The sequence below is a fragment of the Bradyrhizobium sp. SZCCHNGR1005 genome, assembly GCF_032489995.1.
Taxonomy (GTDB): Bacteria; Pseudomonadota; Alphaproteobacteria; order Rhizobiales; family Xanthobacteraceae; genus Bradyrhizobium.
This window is the reverse complement of the sequence record NZ_JAUEZC010000002.1, coordinates 588,300-610,342: the sequence shown is the minus strand read 5'-3', so window position 1 is coordinate 610,342 and position 22,043 is coordinate 588,300. Positions and strand designations below refer to the sequence as shown.

Below are 22,043 nucleotides of genomic sequence, written 5' to 3'. Positions count from 1 at the left end.
TATGGCGATGGGACGGTTCTTCCGCATCAAGCTGCGCTTGCTCCGCTTCGCGCGCCGCCACCAGCTTGTGATCGCCATTCTGCGCTCGCTGATGATCTTCTCCGCCGGGTTCGGCGGCGCCTACGGCTTCATCAAGGCCAGCCTGTCCGAAAACTCGGGCTACAATCCGCATGCCTTTGCGATCGGCGCCAGCTTTCTGTTCGCGATCGCCTGCGTTGCGCTCGCAACGCTCAGCATGCGGCTACGCTTCGTCGCCAAGAAGCTCCACAAGCTCGCGCTCCACAACGAGGTGCTCGCCGACCGGAACTGGGAGCTGCAGGAAGCCGAGCAGCGAGCCCGCAGCCTGTTCGAGTCCCAGGGTGACCTGATCGTGATGCGCGATGCGGACGGCTGCATCACCTTCGTCAACGACGCTTATTGTCAAATGGCAGGCCTTGATCGGGAGAACCTGCTCGGCAGCCGTTTTGTCTTCGAACTGATCGAACAGGGCGACAACGCGCTCGAGCCGAACGGCACGCGCGTTCACGACCAGCGCATCGAGAGCGCGATCGGACCGCGCTGGATCGCCTGGCGGGAAGCGCTGGTGCGCTCGGATGCCGGGCAGCCCGCGGTGCTGCAATGTGTCGGCCGCGATGTCACCGACCGTACCGAGACCGAGCGCGCATTAGCCGAAGCCCGCGACCAGGCCAATGCGGCGAGCCGTGCCAAGTCGCGCTTCCTGGCGATGGCGAGCCACGAGATCCGCACGCCGCTGAACGGCATCATCGGCATGAGCGGCTTGCTGCTCGACACCGCTTTGACGCCGGAGCAGACCACCTACGCCAGAGCGGTGAGGACATCGGGCGAAGCACTGATGTCGTTGATCGAGGAGCTGCTCGACTATTCCAAGATCGAAGCCGGCAAGCTCGACCTGGAGGCGCGGCCGTTTGCGCTCGCGCCGCTGATCGAGGACGTCACCGAATTGCTGGCGCCGCGGGCGCAGGCGAAGAATCTGGAGATTGCCGCCTATGTCGACGAGCGCCTGCCGTCCTGCGTGGTCGGCGACGCCGCGCGGCTGCGTCAGGTTCTGCTCAATCTCGCCGGCAACGCGATCAAGTTCACTGAGAAAGGCAGCATCGCGCTGATCGTCGAGCCGGGAATCTGGCCGGGCGAGATCAGCTTCCGCGTCCGCGACACCGGCATCGGCATCGCGCCGGAGGCGCAGACGCGCATCTTCCGGGAGTTCGAGCAGGCCGACGAACGGGTTTCGCGCAGCTTCGGCGGCACCGGGCTCGGCCTTGCGATCTCCGAGCGGATCGTCAGGCGCATGGGCGGCCGCATCACGCTGGAGAGTGCGCCCGGTGCGGGCGCAACCTTCGAGATTGCCGTCCCCTTGCCCGCTGCGCTCGAACGCGGCGAACAGAACAGCTTTGCCGGCCCGGATTTGCGCGGCCACTCCGTCATGCTGCTGGCTGCGCCGGGTCTTGCGACGGAGCTGATCGAACGGCGGTTGCAGAACTGGGGCGCTCAAACCTGCCTCGCATCGGATGGCGGGACGGCACAGGCGCTGCTGCCGGAACGGTCGTGGCACGCCGTGCTGATCGACGAGGCGATCGGGCGCGATACGGCGTTGAAGGTCGGCGAAGCCGCGCGACACCACACTGCCCGTCGCATCGTGCTGGTCACGCCAGCCACGCGTCACGAGCTGCAGGCGAGCTCGCCCTTCACCGGCTATCTCGTCAAACCCTTGCGGGCGGCATCGCTCGCAGCCCGTCTCGCCATTGCGACCGACGTGACCGCACCCGCATTGGCCGATGAAGCCGCCATCGAATCCCACGGACAGACGCCGGTGAACCCGAGCTCAGGCCTGTCGATCCTTGTCGCAGAAGACAATGAGATCAATGCGCTTCTGATGCGCTCGCTCCTGACGCGGCTGGGTCATCGCACTGTGATCGCAACCAACGGCGAAGCGGCTTTGGAATCCTGGCTTGCCGCGAAATCCGCCGGCACGCCGCACGACCTGATCCTGATGGATGTGCAAATGCCGCGGCTCGACGGCATCGAGGCTGCCAAACGCATTCGCGCTCGAGAAGCGTCTGAGCCAAGCCGGCGCACGCCGATCCTGGCATTGACCGCCAATACGCTGGTGGAAGACCGCTACGCCTGTTTCGAAGCGGGCATGGACGGCTTCCTGATCAAGCCGCTCGATCGCGACAAGCTCGACGAGGCGCTCGCCGCGCTGACGGCGGCGCGCCACGTGCCGGCGTGAACGGCACGGCCCTTACAGCCGCCGCAGTGCCACCGTCTCGACGCCGTGATCGGGACCCTTCTTGAGGATCAGGGTCGCACGCGGCCGCGTGGGCAGGATGTTGTCCTCGAGGTTGGCGAGGTTGGTGCGCTCCCAGATCGCGGTCGCGGTCGCGGTCGCCTCTTCATCCGACAACAGCGCGTAGCGATGGAAGTAGGAGCGCGGATCATGGAACGCGGTATCGCGCAGCGCCAGGAAGCGCTTCACATACCAGTTCCGCAACACCGGCTCCTCAGCATCGATGTAGACGGAGAAGTCGAAGAAGTCCGACACCACGGGCACAGCCTTGCCATCGCGCGGCAAGGGACCGGTCTGCAGCACATTGACGCCTTCCACGATCAGGATGTCCGGCTGATCGATCTCGGTCCACTGATTGGGCACGATGTCATAGGTCAGATGCGAGTAGACCGGAGCCCGCACCGGATGGCGTCCGGCCTTGATGTCGGAGAGGAAGCCGAGCAGCAGCGGCAGGTCGTAGCTCTCTGGAAAGCCCTTTTTCTGCATCAGGCCCTGCCGTTCCAGCACCGCCTTGGGGTACAGGAAGCCGTCGGTGGTGATGAGGTCGACCTTCGGCCGGGGCGACCAGCGCGCCAGCAGCGCCTGCAGCACGCGCGCCGTGGTCGATTTGCCGACCGCCACCGATCCAGCCACGCCGATGATGTAGGGCATCTTGCGGTCGCGGATGCCGAGGAACTGGCGCTGCGCGTAATAGAGCCGCTGCATCGCATCGACATAGATCGACAGCAGGCGCGACAGCGGCAGATAGATGTCCTCGACCTCCTGCAAGTCGAGGCGATCATGCATCGAACGCAGCTTGGAGAATTCGCCGGGCTCGAGCGTCATCGGGGTGTCGTTGCGCAGCTCCGCCCATTGCTCGCGGGTGAAGATGCGGTACGGATTATATTGTTGTTCTGTGGTGCGCATATCCATGACGCTGACCTCGCTTCCCCCGAGCGGTTCCCAAGTAGCCGCTGCGCTATTCCGTCTTGCGTGACGCCTTTTCTTCCAGCCCGGACATCCCGGTTCGTTTGGCCAGGGTCGCCTCGACCTCTTCGAGGCGGACGCCGCGCGACTTCAGCAACACCAACAGATGAAACAGCAGATCGGCGCTTTCGGCGATGAAATGATCGCGATCGTTCTCGACCGCAGCGATCACGGTTTCGACAGCCTCTTCGCCCATCTTCTTGGCGCAGTGCTGCGGACCTTTGTCGAGCAGCTTGCGGGTATAGGACGCTTCGCCACCCGCCTCTGCGCGGGCATCGATGATGGCGGCGAGATCGTGGACCGTGAAACGGGGCATCAGTCGGTACTCGATACAGACGCCCGCGGCAGGAGAGCGGACGCTAGGGTTCCTATGTAGCAGTTTTGCGACGCGAAGTCCTCAGGGATCCAGCCGCATCGGCAGGCCGGCGCGGACCATGTGATCCTTGGCCTCACGGATTGTAAATTCCCCGAAATGGAAGATCGATGCCGCCAGCACGGCGGTGGCGTGGCCTTCCCGGATACCCTGGACCAGGTGGTCGAGATTACCGACGCCTCCCGAGGCGATCACCGGCACCGGCACGCTGTCGGCAATCGCGCGGGTCAGCGGAATGTCGAAGCCCTGTTTGGTGCCGTCACGATCCATCGAGGTCAGAAGAATTTCGCCGGCCCCGAGCGCGACCACCTCCTGGGCATATTCCAGCGCATCGATCCCGGTCGATTTCCGCCCGCCATGGGTGAAGATCTCCCAACGCTCCGAACCGCCCGGGCGGGCTACGCGCTTGGCGTCGATCGCGACCACGACGCACTGCTCGCCGAACTTTTCGGCCGCTTCCTTGACGAATTCGCGCCGGGCCACTGCCGCAGAATTGATCGAGACCTTGTCGGCGCCGGAGCGCAGCAGGGTCCTGATATCGTCGATGGTGCGGACGCCGCCGCCGACGGTGACCGGCATGAAGCAGGCTTCCGCCGTGCGCCGGACGACATCCAGCATGATGCCGCGGTTTTCGTGGGTCGCAGTGATATCGAGAAAGCAGAGCTCGTCGGCGCCGGCCGCGTCATAGGCGATGGCCGCTTCGACCGGATCGCCGGCATCGCGCAGATCGACGAAATTCACGCCCTTGACCACCCGTCCGTCCTTGACGTCGAGGCAGGGAATGACACGAACCTTGAACATGGCGGTTTCTCCTACGCGGCGCGTGCGCGGCGGATCAGATCGAGCGCGGCAGCGGGGTCGAGCCGGCCATCGTACAGCGCACGGCCGGCGATCGCGCCTTCCAGCTTGCTGGCGCGCGGCGACAGCATCGCCTTGACGTCCTCGATCGAGGCAAGCCCTCCCGAGGCAATCACGGGAATGGAGATCTGGTCGGCAAGCGCGATGGTCGCATCGAGGTTCAGTCCCTTCAGCAGGCCGTCGCGCGCAATATCGGTGAAGATGATGGCGGCAACGCCTGCGTCCTCGAAGCGGCGGGCGATGTCGAGCGCCGTGACCTCGGAGGTCTCGGCCCAGCCTTCGACCGCGACCTTGCCGTCGCGCGCGTCGAGGCCGACGGCGACGCGGCCCGGAAAGGCCTTCGCCGCGGTCTTCACCAGCCCGGGATCGCGCACCGCCGCCGTGCCGATGATGACGCGGGTGATGCCCTTGACGAGCCAGGCTTCCACGGTCTTGAGATCGCGGATGCCGCCGCCGAGTTGCACCGGCATCTTGACCGCCGCCAGCATCGCTTCGACAGCTTGCGCATTGACCGGCTTGCCAGCAAAGGCACCGTCGAGGTCGACGACGTGGAGATACTCGAAACCCTGGTCGGCGAAGCTCTTGGCCTGCGCGGCGGGATCGAGATTGAACACGGTCGCGCGCGCCATGTCGCCCTGCTCGAGGCGAACGCATTGGCCATTCTTAAGGTCGATGGCGGGAAACAGGATCATCAGAGAAAATCTTTCAAGCATGCCGCTCCTCTCCGCGCAGCAGCGGGCGGAGAGGGCAGCAAGACCTACGGCTTCCACTTCAGGAAGTTGGAGATCAGCGCGAGCCCGAAGCGCTGGCTCTTCTCCGGGTGAAATTGGGTGCCGATCGCAGTGTCCTTGGCGACGATCGCGGTGATCGGCCCGCCATAGTCGGCGCGCGCCAACACGTCGTTCTCATTTGCCGCGTTCAGATGATAGGAGTGCACGAAGTAGGCGTGCCGCCCGTTCGGCCCGAGCGGCAGCCGCTCCAGCACCGGATGTTCCTGCACGAGATCGAGCGTATTCCAGCCCATGTGCGGAATCTTCAAACTCTCGTCGCGCGGCACGATCTTTTCGACATCGCCCGCGATCCAGTCGAAGCCCTCGGTGATGACATGCTCCTTGCCGCGGGATGCCATCAGCTGCATGCCGACGCAGATCCCGAAGAACGGCCGCGCCTTGTGCCGCACCGCCTCGTTCAGCGCCTCCAACATGCCGTCGACCGCATCGACGCCGCGACGGCAATCGGCGAAGGCGCCGACGCCCGGCAGCACGATCCGATCGGCGCGATAGACCGTTTCAGGGTCGCTCGTGACGACGATCTTCTGCGGATCTTCCATGCTACGTGCGGCGCGCTCGAAAGCCTTGGCCGCCGAATGCAGATTGCCGGATCCGTAATCGATGATCGCAACACTCATCGTCCACCTCCCGGTTCCGGAAACAAGCCAATGATGCTGGCATGCGGCAGCGGCGGCGGTCGAAGCGCATTGCCATTGTCACGCGTCGGCGGCGGTGCGCCGCGATCGACGGTGTGATTGTCGTAATTTGTGGCGCCGCGACGCGCGGCCCAGCGCTCGAAGAAACGCCGCTCAGCCGAATCGAGATCGTCGCCGATCACGATGTCGAGCTGCCGCCAATTCCCGCGCGAAAAACTCCAGCGTTTGAGACTGGACGCCTCGAAGCCCAACAGGATCGCGAGCAGGATATCGGCGACAACGACCGTACCCCAACCGATCCCAACTCGGCGCAGGACGACATCGACAGCTGCAACCAGGACGACCCAGCCGATCAGCCCGAGCCACAACCGGTGCCAGGCAAGCCAGAGCACGCTCAAGACAGCCGCCCACAGATGGAAGCCGTCGCGCACGAACACGAAACGGTCGGTCGAGCGCAGATCGGCTCCGGCCGCGAGAGGAGCGTGAACGGTGTAGACCGGCATCTTGATAGTCCTCGCAAGGAGGTCAGCCGCCGAGCCGACCCTTGGTGGATGGCACTTCGCCTGCCGCGCGCGGATCGATGCCGACCGCCACGCGAAGAGCGCGCGCGAGACCCTTGAAGCAGGATTCGGCGATATGATGACTGTTCTCGCCGTACAGGGTTTCGACATGCAGCGTAATGCCGGCGTTCATCGCGAAGGCATTGAACCATTCGCGCACCAGCTCGGTATCGAACTCACCGATCTTGTCGCGCGGAAAGGTGGTGCGAAACACCAGCATCGGCCGCCCCGAGACGTCGATTACGACCCGGGTCAGCGTCTCGTCCATCGGCATGTGGATCGAGGCGTAGCGGGTGATACCCGCCATGTCGCCCAGCGCCTGCTTGACGGCCTGGCCGAGTGCGATCCCGACGTCCTCAGTGGTGTGATGGTAATCGATGTGCAGATCGCCGGCCGCCTTGACCGTCATGTCGATGCGGGAATGACGCGCCAGCAGGTCGAGCATGTGATCGAGGAAGCCGATACCGGTCGCGATCTCGGACAGTCCGGAGCCATCCAGATTGACGGCCACCTCGATGTCGGTCTCTTTGGTCTTGCGCTTGATGGTCGCGCTGCGCATGAGGGTCTGCTTTCCCTTGAAAACGCGGCCCTTTTAACAGGCGGATGTCAGCTTCGCTACTGCGGGATGACGGGATGAGACCTCCATCTCGGCCTATGGTGAGCGGATTTCAAGTCCATGCCAGCTTTGACCGTTACCTTGGCTGGTAATTGCATCCCCGGCCAGCAGGCCCTAGATGCAAGGCTCTGAGCAAGGATTCCGCATGCAAGCATCCCAAAACCAGCTGCCGGTCTGGCATGGCACCACGATTCTGACGGTCCGCAAGGGCGGACGCGTGGTGATCGGCGGCGACGGCCAGGTCTCGATCGGCCAGACCGTGATCAAGTCCAACGCCAAGAAGGTCCGCAAGCTCGGCAAGGGCGACGTGATCGGCGGCTTTGCCGGCGCCACGGCCGACGCCTTCACCCTGTTCGAACGGCTGGAAAGCAAGCTTGAGCAATATCCGGGGCAACTCACCCGGGCGGCGGTCGAGCTCGCCAAGGATTGGCGCACGGACCGCTATCTGCGTCGGCTGGAAGCGATGATGATCGTCGCCGACAAGGACGTTTCATTGGTCCTGACCGGCACCGGCGACGTGCTGGAACCGGAGGCCGGGGTCATGGCGATCGGCTCCGGCGGCAATTACGCGCTGGCCGCGGCCCGCGCCTTGATCGATACCGACAAGGACGCCGAGACCATCGTCCGCCGTGCCCTCGATATCGCGGCCGACATCTGCGTCTACACCAACCGCAACATCACGATCGAGGCGCTCGAGGCGGGCTGATCCAGCCGGCTTCGCGCTGTGTCCGCCGACCCGAGCCGACGGCCGGACATTGCGGCAGCAACCCGGCTTGCCCCGATCCCAAACCAGCCCTAGCTAAAGTCCATGACCGACTTTTCCCCCCGCGAAATCGTCTCCGAACTCGACCGCTTCATCGTCGGCCAGGCCGACGCCAAGCGCGCGGTCTCCATCGCGCTGCGCAACCGCTGGCGGAGGCTGCAGCTCGACGCCGGCTTGCGCGAAGAGGTGCTGCCCAAAAACATCCTGATGATCGGGCCGACAGGCGTCGGCAAGACCGAGATCGCGCGGCGCCTGGCAAAGCTCGCCGGCGCGCCGTTCCTCAAGGTCGAAGCCACCAAATTCACCGAGGTCGGCTACGTCGGCCGCGACGTCGAGCAGATCATCCGCGACCTCGTCGAGATCGCAATCATCCAGGTGCGCGAGCGCAAGCGCAAGGATGTCGCCGCGCGCGCCCAGCTCGCCGCCGAAGAGCGCGTGCTCGACGCACTGGTTGGCGCGAACTCTAGTGCTGCCACGCGGGACTCGTTCCGCCGCAAGCTGCGCGCCGGCGAGCTCAACGACAAGGAGATCGAGGTCGAGACGCAATCCTCCGGCAGCGGTTTTCCGATGTTCGAGATTCCGGGCATGCCGGGCGCGCAGATGGGTGCAATCTCGATCGGCGATCTGTTCGGCAAGATGGGAGGGCGCACCAAGACGCGGCGCCTGACGGTGGCAGGCTCGCACGAGATCCTCATCAACGAGGAATCCGACAAGCTGCTCGACAACGACCAGTTGGTGCAGGAAGCGATCAGCGTGGTCGAGAACAACGGCATCGTGTTCCTGGATGAGATCGACAAGATCTGCGTCCGCGAAAACCGTGCCGGCGGCGATGTCTCGCGCGAGGGCGTCCAGCGCGATTTGCTGCCGCTGATCGAAGGAACCACGGTCTCGACCAAGCACGGTGCGGTCAAGACCGATCACATCCTCTTCATCGCTTCGGGTGCCTTCCACATCGCCAAACCGTCCGACCTGCTGCCGGAGCTGCAGGGCCGCCTGCCGATCCGGGTCGAGCTGCAGGCGCTCAGCCGCGACGACATGCGCAGGATCCTGACCGAGCCGGAGGCTTCGCTGATCAAGCAGTATGTCGCCCTGATGCAGACGGAAGGCGTCACCCTCGAGATCACCGACAATGCCATCGACGCGCTGGCTGACGTCGCGGTGGCCGTTAATTCCACGGTCGAGAACATCGGCGCGCGCAGGCTGCAGACCGTCATGGAGCGGGTGCTGGACGACATCTCCTTTACCGCATCCGACCGCGGCGGCGAGACCATCCGGGTCGATGCCGACTACGTGCAGCAGCACATCGGCGACCTCGCCAAGAACGCCGACCTGAGCCGGTTCATTTTGTAGTTCTCGACCCTGTCATTCCCGCGAGAAGCGCTCGGACGCAGAAACGCGCGGTGTACCCCCGTCTCGCATTCTTGCGGCTTAAGCTCGGGTGCGCCGGATCCGCACATAGAGTGCCCCGGCGCCGCCGTGGCCAATATGGGCCTCCTCGAAGCCGACGATGAGGGAGCGGAATTCCGGCAGGCTCAGCCATTGCGGCACCTGCCGCCGCAGCACCCCCCGCTCGGGGTCGCTGCCGACCGTGCCCTTACCGGTGATCACGAGCACGAAGGTCAGGCCTTCATGATGCGCCCGCTGCAGAAATAGATGCAGCGCCTGGTGCGCCCGATGTTGGGTCATGCCGTGCAGGTCGAGCCGCGCGTCGATCTCGTTGCGGCCGCGCGACAGGCGCGCGCGTTCACGGCGGCCGAGCGGCGCCAGCGGCGGCATCGGAGCCTTTGCAGGTTTCGGCACCGGGATCGGAGTAACCTGACGCGGTGAACTTGGTTTTGCGAGGACCGGCTCAGGCGCCGACATCGGCGGATGCGGCTTGGTCGGACGTGGCTTCTTGCGCAGCGGCCTGACCTGCTTGATTACGGTCTCCCACAAAGCGCGATCTTCTTCGCTCAAGCCGCGCCGTCGACCGCGCGGTGACTTCGGATCCTGCGACGGCGGTTTCATTGGCGATGACGGTGATGCCGGCCACGATGAGAGCGGCTGATCGTTGCATCACTTTCGATGCTGGGCCTCGGCTCCGGCAGCGGCACGGCTTGCGCCGCGCTCGCAGCCGATGAGGCAGGCGAATTCGCTGCGGATGCCGGGGCTGAAGCGGCAGCGGCAGCAGCAGGTGGGGCCGGGTCGGGAACGACTGCCGCGGACTTCCGATCCTTCGTTTGATCCTTGGCTTGGTCCGGATCCTTGGGCGGTAGCTGCGGAAACAGCTTGGCGATCTTCTCCGACGGTCGCGAATCCGGCAGCGGCATCTTGTGGCCCCGCGCCACTGGATCGAGACTTTTCGGCACGAGCATTACGAATTCCATGTTGTGCTTGAGCCGACCGGAAACCTTGCCTGCGTCCGCACCGGCACCGAAATAGAGATCGGCCCGCGCGGGCCCGACGATGGCCGAGCCGGTGTCCTGCGCGATCATCAGCCGGTGGAACGCGGTCTTGGAGCGCTCCGATTCGATCGGCAACTCGCCGGTGATGAAGAACGGCGTACCATAGACATGCAGCGACTTGTCGACGGCGATCGATCGTCCCGGTGTCAGCGGAATGCCCTGTGCGCCCACCGCTTCGTCCTTATCCGAGAGCTGCACCTCGCGAAAGAAGATGTAGGACCGATTCTGCCGGCGAACTTCGTCCGCAGCGTTCGGATTCTGCTCCATCCACTCCCTGATCCGCTGCATCGACATCTCTTCGCGGGGGATGATGCCGCGTTCGATCAGAATGCGGCCGACGGGCGTGTAGGGGTAACCGTTATAGGCGTCATAATTGACGCGAAGGGTCGAGCTGTCGTCGAGCTGAATACGTGCCGAGCCCTGGATCTGCATGAACAGCAAGTCGGTCTGGCTCTTGAGCCAGCAGATTTCGAGTCCGCGACCTTCGATCGCACCGTCTTCGATCGCAGCACGGTCGTAATAGGGCACGAGCTTGCGGCGTCCGATCTTGCGGTAGACCGGCCCCTTGTTAGGCAAGCTCGGCGCATCCTGCTTGAAGCCTCGCACGAACAGGTTGGAAGGCCGGCGATAGACCGGGACATTGTAGACTTCATTCTGCGTGCGCGATCCGTCCAAGACCGGCTCGTAATAGCCGGTGACGAAGCCGTCGCTGTCGCCCAGTCGTGAAATCTTCAAGGGCAGGAAGTGAGCTTCAAAGAAGGCCCGTGCTTTGGTGCCGTCGGAGATATCGAGCGATTGCGCTGCGCGGCAAGGATCGCGCAAGGAGTCGCCCAGCGCTTTTGGCTCGCCGCCGTTTGCGTTGGGGATTTTCGGATCAGCGACAGCATTCTGCTGCGCGGCGATCGGCTTACAGCTCGCACGGAATGTCCGATACGCCGCCAGATGATCATCGTCGGTCCAGCCGGGAACCTCGGCCCAGGATAACGGAACATATTGGCTGCCGGCGATCTGCAGCGGCCAGTCCAAATGCGGGTAGGGGAGGTGGCGAGCCGGTACTACCGGCTCATGACGGCGGGCGGCGCGAACAGCTTCGGCGGCATAGGGCGTCAGCACGCCCGCAGCCGCGGTCAAGCCAAGCGCCGCGACAGCGTAGTTGAGGCGATTGCCTGAAAAAGGCAGCTTCCAAAATTCGCAAACCATCGCTGCACCATCTAAACACCACTCAACGCGAACCTTGGAAATTAAGACTTAGACAAGAATACCCACGAGCGCTGCGCCTCAGTGCCTCGGCGATGCTCTCACGATGTTCTATCTGTCCTCCTCCATAGCGGAGCCGTGCACGGCGCCGCTGCCTGACCTCAATGGCTGCCGGTGCCGATCAGTTTCCAGTTCGGATCGCGCGAGGTGACGTCGCGGGCAAAAGTCCAGATGTCGGTGATATCGGCGACCTTGTCCGGATTGCCGTCGACAATCGTGCCCGCCTTGTCGCGCGTGACGGAGATCATCTGCGAGACGAAGCGCACCGTCAGCTGCGCGGTGCGGTCGCGCAGCTCGGCCCCGACCAGTTCGGCCTTGTCGATCGAGACGAAGCGGGTCTCGTTCTTCTGCTCGTGCTTCTCGCGATCCTTGATGACCGCTTCGAAGCTGTCATAAACGTCCGGCGACAACAGGTCGCGTAACGCGCGGCGATCGCCATTGGCAAAGGCCAGCACGATCATCTCGTAGGCGCTGCGCGCACCCGAGATGAAATGGCGCGGGTCAAAAGCGGAGTCCTGGGCGGCGATGCCGTCCAAACCCCGGGCCAGCGCGCTGCCCGGTTCGGCCAGTCCCTTCCAGCGGTCGGCTGCAGGAGCCAAGTCGGCCGTCTGCAGAGGCGCGGCCGGCTCGATCAGTTTGCCTGGAACCGGCATGGCATTACTATCAGGCGCACCCTGGACAGCGTTCCGAGCGGCCCGATCGAAGGGTGGACGCTCGCTACCGGTCCGCTGCCCAAGCACGGCGCGCAGGCGCACAAAGATAAAGACCGCCAGCGCCAGGAAGATGATGGTATAGATATCCACGTCGTTTTCGCTTTCTGACTTCTCGCGCCGGCCACGAAATCGACCGTCGGGCTCGCTGTTTCAAAGCCGGCTGAGACTACCGGGTCGATTATCGCCTCGATGTAGTCACTCAATTGAGCCCAGCCAATGACGCATTCTGGCGCGGGATTGTAACCTGTTTCGGAACGGAGGGGAAATCCGATCCCGCCGGGAATTAATGCCCGTTCAAGTGTTTACCGGCCGTTAGGGTTGCGTGGCTGGCGTGATGGCGGTCGGTAAAAACGGGTCCGCCGCAGGAGCTGACATCCGTCCTTCCCACGCTCGTCCTTGTGGAACAGACCGGCCGTATGTTAGCCACGCGCCGCGATAATTCGCCCTTTTTGTGCCAGGAGAACACTTCATGACCAATGGTAACGGCGCCACTCCCGAGGCAGCCCCTCCTCCCCAGCTGAACGTCCTGGCGCAGTACACCAAGGATCTCTCGTTCGAGAATCCGAATGCGCCGCAGTCGCTGTCCCCACAGGCCCAGCCGCCGCAGATCAACATTCAGATCAATGTCGGTGCAAACAACATCGCCGAGAACGAGTACGAGGTGACGCTGTCGATCGACGGCAAGGCCGAAAGCGCCGGCAAGCTGATGTTCAGCTTCGAACTCGTCTATGGCGGCGTGTTCCGGCTGGTCAACATCCCCCGCGAAAACCTGTCGCCGATGCTGCTGATCGAGTGCCCCCGGCTGTTGTTCCCGTTCGCTCGCGAGATCGTGGCGACTTCGGTACGCGACGGCGGGTTCCCGCCGCTGATGCTGGACCCGGTGGATTTCGTCGGCCTGTACCGGCAGAACATGGAACGGCAGGCAGCTGGCCAGGGTCAGCTGAGCTGAGCGCTGCTAGACGAAGACCGCCAAGTGAATATCGTCGGGTGAATTGAGACGAAGGCGCGTGATCCGTCAGGCCAATAGGCCGAGGCGGATCACGTTCCCGGCAGGAAATCAGTCCAGAGCGGCTTATCGCCCAGAGTTGCGATAAAGGCGCGATGGGCCTCGCGTTCTGCCTCGGAAATCCGCGGCGCAAGCGGCACGTCACGTTGCCGACGCGGCATGTCGGTGGATGTCCCGACACGAATCTCCGCACTCTCCTGGGTCAGGATGAGCTGCGACTGCCGCGCCCCGACCAAATCGACATAGACTTCGGCGAGCAGCTCAGCATCGAGCAACGCGCCGTGCTTGGTGCGGCGGGAATTATCGATCGCGTAACGGGAGCAGAGATCATCCAGCCGGTTCGACACGCCTGGATGCTTCCGGCGTGCCAGCAACAAGGTATCGACCAGCCGCTCGCGCGGAATCGGCGCCCGCCTCACGCGGTCGAGTTCGGCGTTGATGAAACCGACGTCGAATGACGCATTATGAATGACCAGCGGCGCATCGCCGATGAAGGTCAGAAACTCCTCCACGATCTCGTGGAACAGCGGCTTGGTCGCGAGAAATTCGGTCGACAGTCCGTGAACCGCGAAGGCCTCGGCCGGCATGTCGCGTTCCGGGTTGATGTAGCGATGAAAGACCTGGCCCGTCGGCATGCGGTTGAAAATCTCGATACAGCCGATCTCGACCAGCCGATCGCCACGCAAGGGATCGAGGCCGGTGGTTTCCGTGTCGAGAACGATTTCACGCATGTCTTGTCTGGTCCGTCAGATCGGCTTGACCGTCACGAATCAGCTTCGCCGCCGCGGCATCTTAACAAGCTGATCGAGAATGTCGCGAATACGGGCCCGTACGGGCTCGAGTCCGTGTGACGTATCCACGACGAAATCGGCCCGCTTGCGCTTTTCCTCATCGGGCATTTGGCGAGCCAGAATGGCATCGAGTGCCTCACGCGACATGGTCCCGCGTGCCAGGATGCGCTCGCGTTGAATCTCCGGCGATGTCGTAACCACGACAACCGCATCGACACGTTTATCGCCGCCGGTCTCGAACAACAGTGGCACATCGACCACCGCGACCGCGGCCCCCGACCGCTCGGCATCCTCGAGAAACCTCTGATGATAGGAGCGCAGCATCGGATGGACGATTCCCTCGAGCCGCCTGATCGCCTCGGGATCGCCGACGACCCTCGCCGACAGTTTGGTACGATCGACCTTGCCATTGAGAGTGGTGCCAGGGAAGGCGGCCTCGATCGCAGGCACGGCTTCGCCCTCATATACCTTATGGACCGTAGCATCGGCGTCGTAGACCGGAACGCCAGCCTCGGCAAACAGCTTTGCCGTCGTGGATTTGCCCATCCCGATCGAGCCGGTCAGCCCAAGCACTTTCATTCGCCTCTCTCCGGTCTGCGCGGCCAGCCGTTACATTGCGAGCAGCTGCGCATCTCTGAAGAAGGCCAGCAGCGGCAGCAGCGGCAGGCCGAGGATGGTGAAATGATCACCATCGATACGATCGAACAGATGCACGCCGAGCCCTTCGAGCTGATAGGCGCCGACGCTCGTCGTGACCGCCGCCCCGGCCTCGTCGAGATAGGCCGAAATATCGGTCTCGCTCAGCGGCCGCATCGACATCCAAGCGACCGCGACATGCGAGAACACCACCTCGCTGTCGCGGGCAACCGCGATGGCCGAATGCAGCGCATGGGTCCGACCGGCAAGCGCGAGCAATTGCCGATGGGCCTCATCACGGCCCGCGGGCTTGTTGAACAGACGGTCACCCAGCGCCAGCGTCTGGTCGGCTCCGACGACGTGGGCACCGGGCTTCGTGGCCGAGACCGCCAGCGCCTTGGCCTTTGCGAGATGCAGCGCGAGCTCATAGGGCGCAACCAGACCGGATTCCGTCTGCATCGCACGCTCGTCGATATCGGCCGGCTCGGCCACGCAGGCCAGTCCGGCATTCTCGAGCAGCGTTCGCCGCGCCCGGCTCTGGGAGGCAAGGACAAGCGGCACTTCGCCGCGCCATAAAGTCATGTCGCGCTCATCACTCCAGCAGTCGCTGTCGCTGCCGGTCGGAATAGAGTTTCAGGATTGCAGCCGCCGTCTCCTCGATCGAGCGACGCGTGACATCGAGCATGACCCAGTCGAACTTCGCGCTGAGCTTGCGCGCATAGGCGACCTCTTCAGCCACCGACTGCTTGTCGACATAGGTCTCGTTGCTGGTGTCGGCGCCCATGCTGAGCAGCCGGTTCTGTCGCACCTGGATCAGCCGTTCCGGCGTCGCATGCAAGCTGACGACCAGAGGCTTCTTCAAATTTTCAAGCTGATGCGGGATCGGAATGCCGGGGACCAGCGGCACGTTGGCCGTGCGCACCCCGCGATTGGCGAGATAGATCGAGGTCGGCGTCTTCGAGGTGCGGGACACGCCGACCAGCACGACCTCGGCTCCTTCGAGATCCTCGACCAGCTGCCCATCATCGTGGAGCATGGTGTAATTCAGCGCATCGATGCGTGCGAAATATTCCGCATTGAGCACATGCTGCGCGCCCACGCGACCGGCGGTCGCCGCGCCCAGATAGGCTTCGAACAGCTGCATCACCGGCCCGATGATCGACAGGCTAGGGATGTTGACTTCCTGACACTTGGCCTCCAGCCGGCTGACCAGATCCTTCTCGAGCAGCGTGAACAGCACGATGCCCGGTGATTCCTCGATCTCGTCGAGCACGCGGTCGAGCTGCTTCTGGCTGCGGACCAGCGGATATACATGCTCGACGGGTGTGATGTTGGTGTATTGCGCGGCCACCGCACGGGCGACCGTAATCAAGGTTTCGCCGGTCGAGTCCGAAACCAAATGCAGGTGAAAATAGTTGCCGGTGGTGGGCATCAATTCCCTAACAATCTGTGAATCTCGGTGAAGGATGCGCCGAAAAAAGCGGCCTCACCCCGGAGGCTTTGGATAACCGCCAATCTTCTACACATGCCTGCCCGCCAGGATAAGTCGACCCGATGGCGCGATGATATCGGGACGAAGCTCGCTTGTCTCTGGATAAGCTGTCGATCACTCTGCGCAAGTCCCTGAGATGCATTGTCTTGTGCCGCCGGCAGAGGTTCAGCACCGGCTTGTTGAGGGATGTGAAGAAGCTGGGCGAAAGCTGCGAGCTGCATTGCATGAGTCCAATCCACGTCTACCTAGACTCAAACCTTAAGATTCAAAATTTATTTGGTTTGGAGGGCATCGAGCGAGCGGATATGTCTCCTCTGCAAGAGGGATCGGCCCACCAGAGGATTGCTCGTCTCGATGTATGAGTGGATCAAGGCGCTGCACGTCATTGCGGTCATCTCGTGGATGGCCGGCATGCTCTATCTGCCCCGACTGTTCGTCTATCACTGCGAAGCCGAGATCGGCTCCAAGCAGTCCGAGACCTTCAAGGTCATGGAACGGCGGCTGTTCAAGGCGATCATCAACCCGGCCATGATCGTGACCTGGCTCGCCGGGCTGTATCTGGTCTGGGCCGGCGGCTGGTATATGGCCGGCTGGTTCCACGTCAAATTCCTGCTGGTCCTGATCATGTCCGGCGTTCACGGGTTCTTTTCACGCTGGGTCAGGGAGTTCGCAGCCGACCGCAATACGCACACCCAGCGTTTCTATCGCATCATCAATGAGCTACCGACGGTACTGATGATCGGCATCGTTATCCTCGTGATTGTAAAGCCGTTTTAGACCGGTAAAACCAGCATGACAGTTTGCTGCGTGGCGCCTTGCGCAATGAGATGCGATTTTCTATATTGAGGTCATCCCCACCCCACGCAGGCGGATGTGGTTGCGTTCCGGTTTGACCGGCCGCCGCATCAGGTTTGGTGCCTCCATGGCGCCAACTTTGCTTAGACCTGCGGACCTTCTTTTCCGTCCGCGCTTCCCACAGCCACTTCGCATCCTTCCCAAGTCGTTCCACAGGACCTCCCAATGCGGGAAATTAAACTTCAGGACCTCAAGTCGAAAACACCGGCCGAGCTTGTCACCTTTGCTGAGGAAAACGGGGTCGAGAACGCCAGCACGATGCGAAAGCAGGAGCTGATGTTCGCCATCCTCAAACAGCTCGCGATCGCTGAGACCGACATTATCGGGGAAGGCGTCGTCGAAGTCCTCTCTGACGGCTTCGGCTTTCTGCGTTCGCCGGACGCCAATTATCTTCCCGGCCCAGACGACATCTACGTTTCGCCGTCGCAAATCCGCCGGTTCGGTTTGCGCACAGGTGATACGATCGAAGGCCACATCCGCAGCCCCAAGGAAGGCGAACGCTATTTTGCGCTGCTGAAGGTCAATACGCTGAACTTCGAGGATCCCGAGAAGTCCAAGCACAAGGTCAATTTCGACAATCTGACGCCGCTGTTTCCGGATGAGCGTTTCCGGCTCGAGATTGAAGATCCGACCCGGAAGGATCTGTCGTCACGCGTCATCGACATTGTGGCGCCGATCGGCAAGGGCCAGCGCGCACTGATCGTCGCGCCGCCGCGGACCGGCAAGACCGTGCTGATGCAGAACATCGCACATTCCATCACGGCTAATCATCCAGAGTGCTACCTCATCGTTCTTCTGATCGATGAACGTCCGGAAGAAGTCACCGACATGCAGCGCTCGGTGAAGGGCGAGGTGGTGTCGTCGACCTTCGACGAGCCGGCGGTGCGCCATGTCCAGGTCGCGGAGATGGTGATCGAGAAGGCCAAGCGCCTGGTCGAGCACGGCCGCGACGTTGTCATTCTGCTGGACTCGATCACGCGTCTCGGCCGCGCCTACAACACGGTGGTGCCATCCTCGGGCAAAGTGCTGACCGGCGGTGTCGACGCCAATGCGCTGCAGCGCCCGAAGCGGTTCTTCGGCGCAGCCCGCAACATCGAGGAAGGCGGTTCGCTCACGATCATCGCGACCGCGCTGGTCGATACCGGCAGTCGCATGGACGAGGTCATCTTTGAAGAGTTCAAGGGCACCGGCAACTCCGAGCTGATCCTCGACCGCAAGGTTGCGGACAAGCGGACCTTCCCGGCGATCGACATCGCCCGCTCCGGCACCCGCAAGGAAGAACTCATCACCGACACGCAGAACCTCAAGAAGATGTACGTGCTCCGGCGCATCCTCAATCCGATGGGCACCATGGATGCGATCGACTTTCTGCTCGACAAGCTCCGCAACACCAAGAGCAACGCCGAGTTCTTCGAGTCGATGAACACCTGAGCGACGGTTCGGAGACCAGATTACGAAGGGCGCCGTTACGGGCGCCCTTTTTGTTGGCCGGTGCTTGCTGCGGTGTCCGGCAGACGCTCCGCCGAACGTAAAGCATCTTGCGGCAAATCGATTGTTTTTGCGGCGCTGAAGGTCCACCTGAGGGCACATGCACCCTCACGATCAAACGATCTTTGCTTTGTCCTCCGGACGGCTGCCGAGCGCGATTGCGATCGTCCGGCTGTCGGGTTCGCAGGCCGGGTTCGCGCTGCAGACCCTGGCAGGGCAGCTGCCGCGTCCGCGGATCGCGACACGGGCGCTGCTGCGTGATGTTACGGGCGAGCCAATCGACGATGCGGTGGTGCTGTGGTTTCCCGCCCCGGCCAGTGCCACCGGGGAGGACGTCGCCGAGCTTCATATTCATGGCAGTCGCGCGGTCGTTGCAACGTTGTTTTCTGCTCTCTCGGCGCTCCCGAATATGCGCACGGCGGAGCCCGGCGAATTCACCCGGCGTGCCTTCGAGAACGGGAAGATCGATCTGACCGAAGCCGAGGGCCTGGATGATCTGATCCATGCTGACACGGACCGGCAGCGCCGTCGGGCGCTACAGCAGTTCAGGGGTCTCCTCGGGGATAGAGCGCGCGAATGGCGGCGCCAGATCATTGAGGCGTCGGCGTTGGTCGAAGCCGGGATCGATTTCTCCGACGAGGGCGATGTGCCGCAGGAGCTGATGCGACCCGCGACGATGCGCATCGAGACGCTGCTCGGTGAGATCGAAAGCGTCCTCGCCGAAGGCGGTCGAGCCGAGCGCTTGCGTGAAGGTCTGACGGTCGTGATCGCAGGGCCTCCGAACGTTGGCAAATCGACCTTGATGAATCAGATCGCGCGGCGTGACGTCGCGATTGTTTCTCCGCACGCGGGGACGACGCGGGACGTGATCGAAGTCCAGCTCGACCTCGACGGCTATCCGGTGACGGTGATCGACACGGCCGGAATCCGGGACACGGATGATCCGGTGGAGCAGGAGGGTGTCCGTCGGGCGCGGGCACGCGCGGCCGACGCCGATCTGGTGCTATGGCTCGCCGAGAGGGATGAAGCCAAGATCGACTACGATGGCGAAGCTCCGGTTTGGCTGCTTCGGAACAAGATCGACCTGAGCGGCGATGGGGTAGACCTCCAACGGAATGATGGTGTGCCGACCTATCGGATCGCTGCAAAGAACGGGAAGGGCGTCCCCGAGCTCCTCGACGGGCTGGTCGCGTTCGCCGGCGAATACTTCGGCAGCTCCGAGGCTGGTCTGATCAGTCGCGAACGACATCGAAAGCTTCTGGAGGAAACGGCCGTATCGTTGCGGCGGAGTCTGGAAGTCGTCTCGCTCGGGGAGGAGCTTGCCGCCGAGGAGCTGCGCATTGCCGCTTTCGCGTTGGGAAAGTTGCTTGGCCGGGTCGATGTCGAGGATTTACTCGACGTCATCTTTCGCGAGTTCTGCATTGGCAAGTAGGCGCGGATATCTCTGTCTATGTTTAATGCGAGGTTAAAGTCGGAGCTGGCCGGCTGTTTCACGTGAAACACGATGGACGATTGCTCGCAGGTGTTTCACGTGAAACAGCGCCCCGCGCATCTCTTCCTTGTTTCACGTGAAACGTCTTTCGACGGTCGCCTTCCGGCGCTAAATATCGATCCATGAGCACAGCTATGAAGACCTTCGGCGTCATCATCATCGGCGGCGGCCATGCCGGCTGTGAAGCCGCAGCTGCGGCGGCGCGAATGGGCGCTCGGACCGCGTTGGTGACGCATCGGTTCGCAACTATTGGCGCCATGTCCTGCAATCCGGCTATCGGCGGTCTCGGGAAGGGCCATCTGGTTCGCGAAGTCGATGCGCTGGACGGATTGATGGGGCGTGTTGCGGACGCAGGCAGCATCCAGTTCCGGGTACTCAATCGCCGGAAGGGACCAGCCGTTCGCGGTCCCCGTGCGCAGGCTGACCGGAAGCTCTATGCAGCGGCGATGCAGGCTGCGATCAATGATACCGCCAATCTGGACGTGATCGAGGGCGAGGCTGACGAGCTCGTCGTTTCCGACGGCCGCGTGAGCGGCATCAAGCTGAGCGATGGACGGCACTTGTCCGCCGGAGCCGTCGTGATCACGACCGGCACGTTTCTTCGGGGTCTCATCCATCTCGGTGAGAGGAACTGGCCGGCTGGCCGGGTCGGTGAAGCGCCGGCGCTTGGGTTGTCCCGTTCGCTCGAGGCGATCGGGTTCAAGCTCGGACGGTTGAAGACCGGGACACCGCCGCGTCTCGATGGGACGACGATCGATTGGAGCGCGGTCGAAATGCAGCCCGGCGATGATCCGCCAGAGCCGTTTTCAGTGCTTACGGGCAAGATCGTCACGCCTCAAATTCAATGCGGGATCACCCGCACCACGGCGGCGACGCATGAGGTGATCCGGGCGAACGTCCACCGGTCGCCGATGTATTCCGGTCAGATCAAGAGCACGGGCCCGCGCTATTGCCCGTCGGTGGAAGACAAGATCGTCCGTTTCGGCGATCGCGATGGTCATCAGATCTTTCTCGAGCCGGAAGGACTGGACGATAGCACGGTCTATCCGAACGGGATCTCGACCTCGCTGCCGGAAGAGGTTCAGCTGGCGCTGCTGCCGACCATTCCGGGACTGGAGCGGGTCAGGATGATCCGGCCTGGCTATGCTATCGAATACGATCACGTCGATCCGCGGGAGCTTGAGCCGACGCTGCAGACCAAGCGGCTCAAGGGGCTGTTCCTGGCCGGACAGATCAATGGCACCACGGGTTATGAGGAGGCGGCGGCACAGGGCCTTGTCGCCGGCCTCAATGCCGCGTTGGTGGCAGGCGACGCCGACGCCATCGTGCTCGACCGCGCCGATGGTTATCTCGGGGTGATGATCGATGATCTCGTGACGCGCGGCATCAGCGAGCCCTATCGCATGTTCACCTCGCGCGCCGAGTATCGCCTGACACTGCGCGCTGACAATGCCGACCAACGCCTGACCGATAAGGGCATCGCTCTTGGCTGCGTCGGCAGTTTCCGCGCAGAGCGGCATCGGTCAAAGATGGCGGCGCTGGAGGCGGCGAGGACACACGCGCGATCACTAACTCTGACCCCCAATGAGGCGGCCAAGCATGGGCTCAATTTGAACAAGGACGGTCAGCGCCGCTCTGCGTTTGAGCTCCTCGCCTATCCGGAAGTGGGGTGGGACGATGTCCGCGCGATCTGGCCGGAGCTAGGTTCGATCGATCCGGGCATTGCCGTCCATCTCGAGATCGATGCCAAATATGATGTCTATCTCAAGCGTCAGAGCGCGGATGTCGATGCGTTCCGGCGTGATGAAGGCATGGTGCTTGGCGATATCGACTATGGTGCAGTTCCGGGCCTTTCCAATGAGGCGCGCGCCAAGCTGATCGCGGCGCGACCTTGGACAGTAGGGCAGGCGAGCCGGATCGATGGCATGACGCCCGCTGCGCTCGGCATCCTCGCGGCGTATTTGCGCCGGGAGGCGCGACGGGCCAAAGCGACCGCTTAAGG

22 protein-coding genes are annotated in these 22,043 nt (G+C 63.0%); 8 read left to right on the top strand and 14 right to left on the bottom strand.

All coding sequences use genetic code 11. The features are described 5' to 3' along the window. Nucleotides 1–7 precede the first annotated feature (7 nt). Nucleotides 8–2,248 (top strand): PAS domain-containing hybrid sensor histidine kinase/response regulator, encoded by a 2,241-nt coding sequence (locus tag QXZ85_RS08890; RefSeq protein WP_315743612.1) that lies wholly within the window; start codon nt 8–10, stop codon nt 2,246–2,248. 12 nt (nt 2,249–2,260) lie between these two features. On the opposite strand, the gene coaA is transcribed toward QXZ85_RS08890, so the two are convergent. From coaA to hisB, 7 genes are all read right to left on the bottom strand, one after another. Continuing rightward, on the bottom strand, nt 2,261–3,217 hold the full coding sequence (gene coaA, locus QXZ85_RS08885) for a type I pantothenate kinase (protein WP_315702245.1): 957 nt from the start codon (nt 3,215–3,217) through the stop codon (nt 2,261–2,263). A gap of 46 nt (nt 3,218–3,263) precedes the next feature. After that, the gene (locus tag QXZ85_RS08880) at nt 3,264–3,587 is read right to left on the bottom strand and encodes a phosphoribosyl-ATP diphosphatase (RefSeq protein WP_315702246.1); all 324 of its coding nucleotides are present in this window, start codon (nt 3,585–3,587) and stop codon (nt 3,264–3,266) included. 81 nt (nt 3,588–3,668) lie between these two features. Next, nucleotides 3,669–4,445, bottom strand: a complete 777-nt coding sequence (gene hisF, locus QXZ85_RS08875; RefSeq protein ID WP_315702247.1) for an imidazole glycerol phosphate synthase subunit HisF — start codon at nt 4,443–4,445, stop codon at nt 3,669–3,671. An 11-nt stretch (nt 4,446–4,456) separates the two neighbouring features. Beyond that, on the bottom strand, nt 4,457–5,194 hold the full coding sequence (gene hisA, locus QXZ85_RS08870; protein WP_315703139.1) for a 1-(5-phosphoribosyl)-5-[(5-phosphoribosylamino)methylideneamino]imidazole-4-carboxamide isomerase: 738 nt from the start codon (nt 5,192–5,194) through the stop codon (nt 4,457–4,459). A 65-nt stretch (nt 5,195–5,259) separates the two neighbouring features. After that, complete coding sequence (hisH, locus tag QXZ85_RS08865) at nt 5,260–5,910, bottom strand: imidazole glycerol phosphate synthase subunit HisH (protein ID WP_315743611.1); 651 nt, start codon at nt 5,908–5,910, stop codon at nt 5,260–5,262. Beyond that, nucleotides 5,907–6,431, bottom strand: a complete 525-nt coding sequence (locus QXZ85_RS08860; protein WP_315702249.1) for a DUF2628 domain-containing protein — start codon at nt 6,429–6,431, stop codon at nt 5,907–5,909. Before QXZ85_RS08860 ends, hisH begins: the two co-directional genes overlap by 4 nt. Nucleotides 6,432–6,453: 22 nt before the next feature. Next, nucleotides 6,454–7,047: an imidazoleglycerol-phosphate dehydratase HisB gene (hisB, locus tag QXZ85_RS08855; RefSeq protein WP_315702250.1), complete on the bottom strand. Its 594-nt coding sequence runs from the start codon at nt 7,045–7,047 to the stop codon at nt 6,454–6,456. 202 nt (nt 7,048–7,249) lie between these two features. On the opposite strand from hisB, the gene hslV reads away from it, so the two are divergent. After that, nucleotides 7,250–7,810, top strand: a complete 561-nt coding sequence (gene hslV / locus QXZ85_RS08850) for an ATP-dependent protease subunit HslV (RefSeq protein ID WP_315702251.1) — start codon at nt 7,250–7,252, stop codon at nt 7,808–7,810. A gap of 102 nt (nt 7,811–7,912) precedes the next feature. Next, the gene (gene hslU / locus QXZ85_RS08845) at nt 7,913–9,217 is read left to right on the top strand and encodes an ATP-dependent protease ATPase subunit HslU (RefSeq protein WP_315702252.1); all 1,305 of its coding nucleotides are present in this window, start codon (nt 7,913–7,915) and stop codon (nt 9,215–9,217) included. A 78-nt stretch (nt 9,218–9,295) separates the two neighbouring features. Here hslU and QXZ85_RS08840 read toward each other — a convergent pair whose 3' ends face one another. The 3 genes from QXZ85_RS08840 to QXZ85_RS08830 all read right to left on the bottom strand — a co-directional run bounded on the left by QXZ85_RS08840 (nt 9,296) and on the right by QXZ85_RS08830 (nt 12,371). Continuing rightward, nucleotides 9,296–9,874, bottom strand: a complete 579-nt coding sequence (locus QXZ85_RS08840; protein ID WP_315743610.1) for a Smr/MutS family protein — start codon at nt 9,872–9,874, stop codon at nt 9,296–9,298. After that, the gene (locus tag QXZ85_RS08835) at nt 9,871–11,511 is read right to left on the bottom strand and encodes a murein transglycosylase A (RefSeq protein ID WP_316173954.1); all 1,641 of its coding nucleotides are present in this window, start codon (nt 11,509–11,511) and stop codon (nt 9,871–9,873) included. The genes QXZ85_RS08840 and QXZ85_RS08835 overlap by 4 nt, the downstream gene beginning before the upstream one ends. 158 nt (nt 11,512–11,669) lie before the next feature. Next, the gene (locus tag QXZ85_RS08830; RefSeq protein WP_316173952.1) at nt 11,670–12,371 is read right to left on the bottom strand and encodes a Tim44/TimA family putative adaptor protein; all 702 of its coding nucleotides are present in this window, start codon (nt 12,369–12,371) and stop codon (nt 11,670–11,672) included. Nucleotides 12,372–12,750: 379 nt separating this feature from the next. On the opposite strand from QXZ85_RS08830, the gene secB reads away from it, so the two are divergent. Then, nucleotides 12,751–13,230 (top strand): protein-export chaperone SecB, encoded by a 480-nt coding sequence (gene secB, locus QXZ85_RS08825; protein ID WP_315702256.1) that lies wholly within the window; start codon nt 12,751–12,753, stop codon nt 13,228–13,230. 89 nt (nt 13,231–13,319) lie between these two features. Here secB and dnaQ read toward each other — a convergent pair whose 3' ends face one another. From dnaQ to QXZ85_RS08805, 4 genes are read right to left on the bottom strand one after another with little or no spacing between them, the layout of a single operon-like run. Further along, the gene (gene dnaQ, locus QXZ85_RS08820; RefSeq protein WP_315743609.1) at nt 13,320–14,018 is read right to left on the bottom strand and encodes a DNA polymerase III subunit epsilon; all 699 of its coding nucleotides are present in this window, start codon (nt 14,016–14,018) and stop codon (nt 13,320–13,322) included. A gap of 39 nt (nt 14,019–14,057) precedes the next feature. Further along, a complete protein-coding gene (gene coaE, locus QXZ85_RS08815) occupies nt 14,058–14,657 on the bottom strand; it encodes a dephospho-CoA kinase (RefSeq protein ID WP_315702258.1) in 600 nt (199 codons plus the stop codon). A 30-nt stretch (nt 14,658–14,687) separates the two neighbouring features. Next, entirely contained in the window at nt 14,688–15,296 is a 609-nt protein-coding gene (locus QXZ85_RS08810; protein ID WP_315702259.1) for a Maf family protein, read from the bottom strand. A gap of 10 nt (nt 15,297–15,306) precedes the next feature. Beyond that, nucleotides 15,307–16,146, bottom strand: a complete 840-nt coding sequence (locus QXZ85_RS08805) for a pyruvate, water dikinase regulatory protein (RefSeq protein WP_315702260.1) — start codon at nt 16,144–16,146, stop codon at nt 15,307–15,309. Between the two features lie 414 nt (nt 16,147–16,560). Between QXZ85_RS08805 and hemJ the strand changes: the two genes are divergently transcribed. The 4 genes from hemJ to mnmG all read left to right on the top strand — a co-directional run bounded on the left by hemJ (nt 16,561) and on the right by mnmG (nt 22,041). Continuing rightward, complete coding sequence (hemJ, locus tag QXZ85_RS08800) at nt 16,561–16,983, top strand: protoporphyrinogen oxidase HemJ (protein ID WP_315702261.1); 423 nt, start codon at nt 16,561–16,563, stop codon at nt 16,981–16,983. Nucleotides 16,984–17,226: 243 nt separating this feature from the next. Further along, entirely contained in the window at nt 17,227–18,492 is a 1,266-nt protein-coding gene (gene rho / locus QXZ85_RS08795) for a transcription termination factor Rho (protein WP_315702262.1), read from the top strand. Between the two features lie 157 nt (nt 18,493–18,649). Further along, on the top strand, nt 18,650–19,981 hold the full coding sequence (gene mnmE, locus QXZ85_RS08790) for a tRNA uridine-5-carboxymethylaminomethyl(34) synthesis GTPase MnmE (RefSeq protein WP_316173950.1): 1,332 nt from the start codon (nt 18,650–18,652) through the stop codon (nt 19,979–19,981). A 182-nt stretch (nt 19,982–20,163) separates the two neighbouring features. Beyond that, entirely contained in the window at nt 20,164–22,041 is a 1,878-nt protein-coding gene (gene mnmG, locus QXZ85_RS08785) for a tRNA uridine-5-carboxymethylaminomethyl(34) synthesis enzyme MnmG (RefSeq protein WP_316173947.1), read from the top strand. Nucleotides 22,042–22,043: the final 2 nt, after the last annotated feature.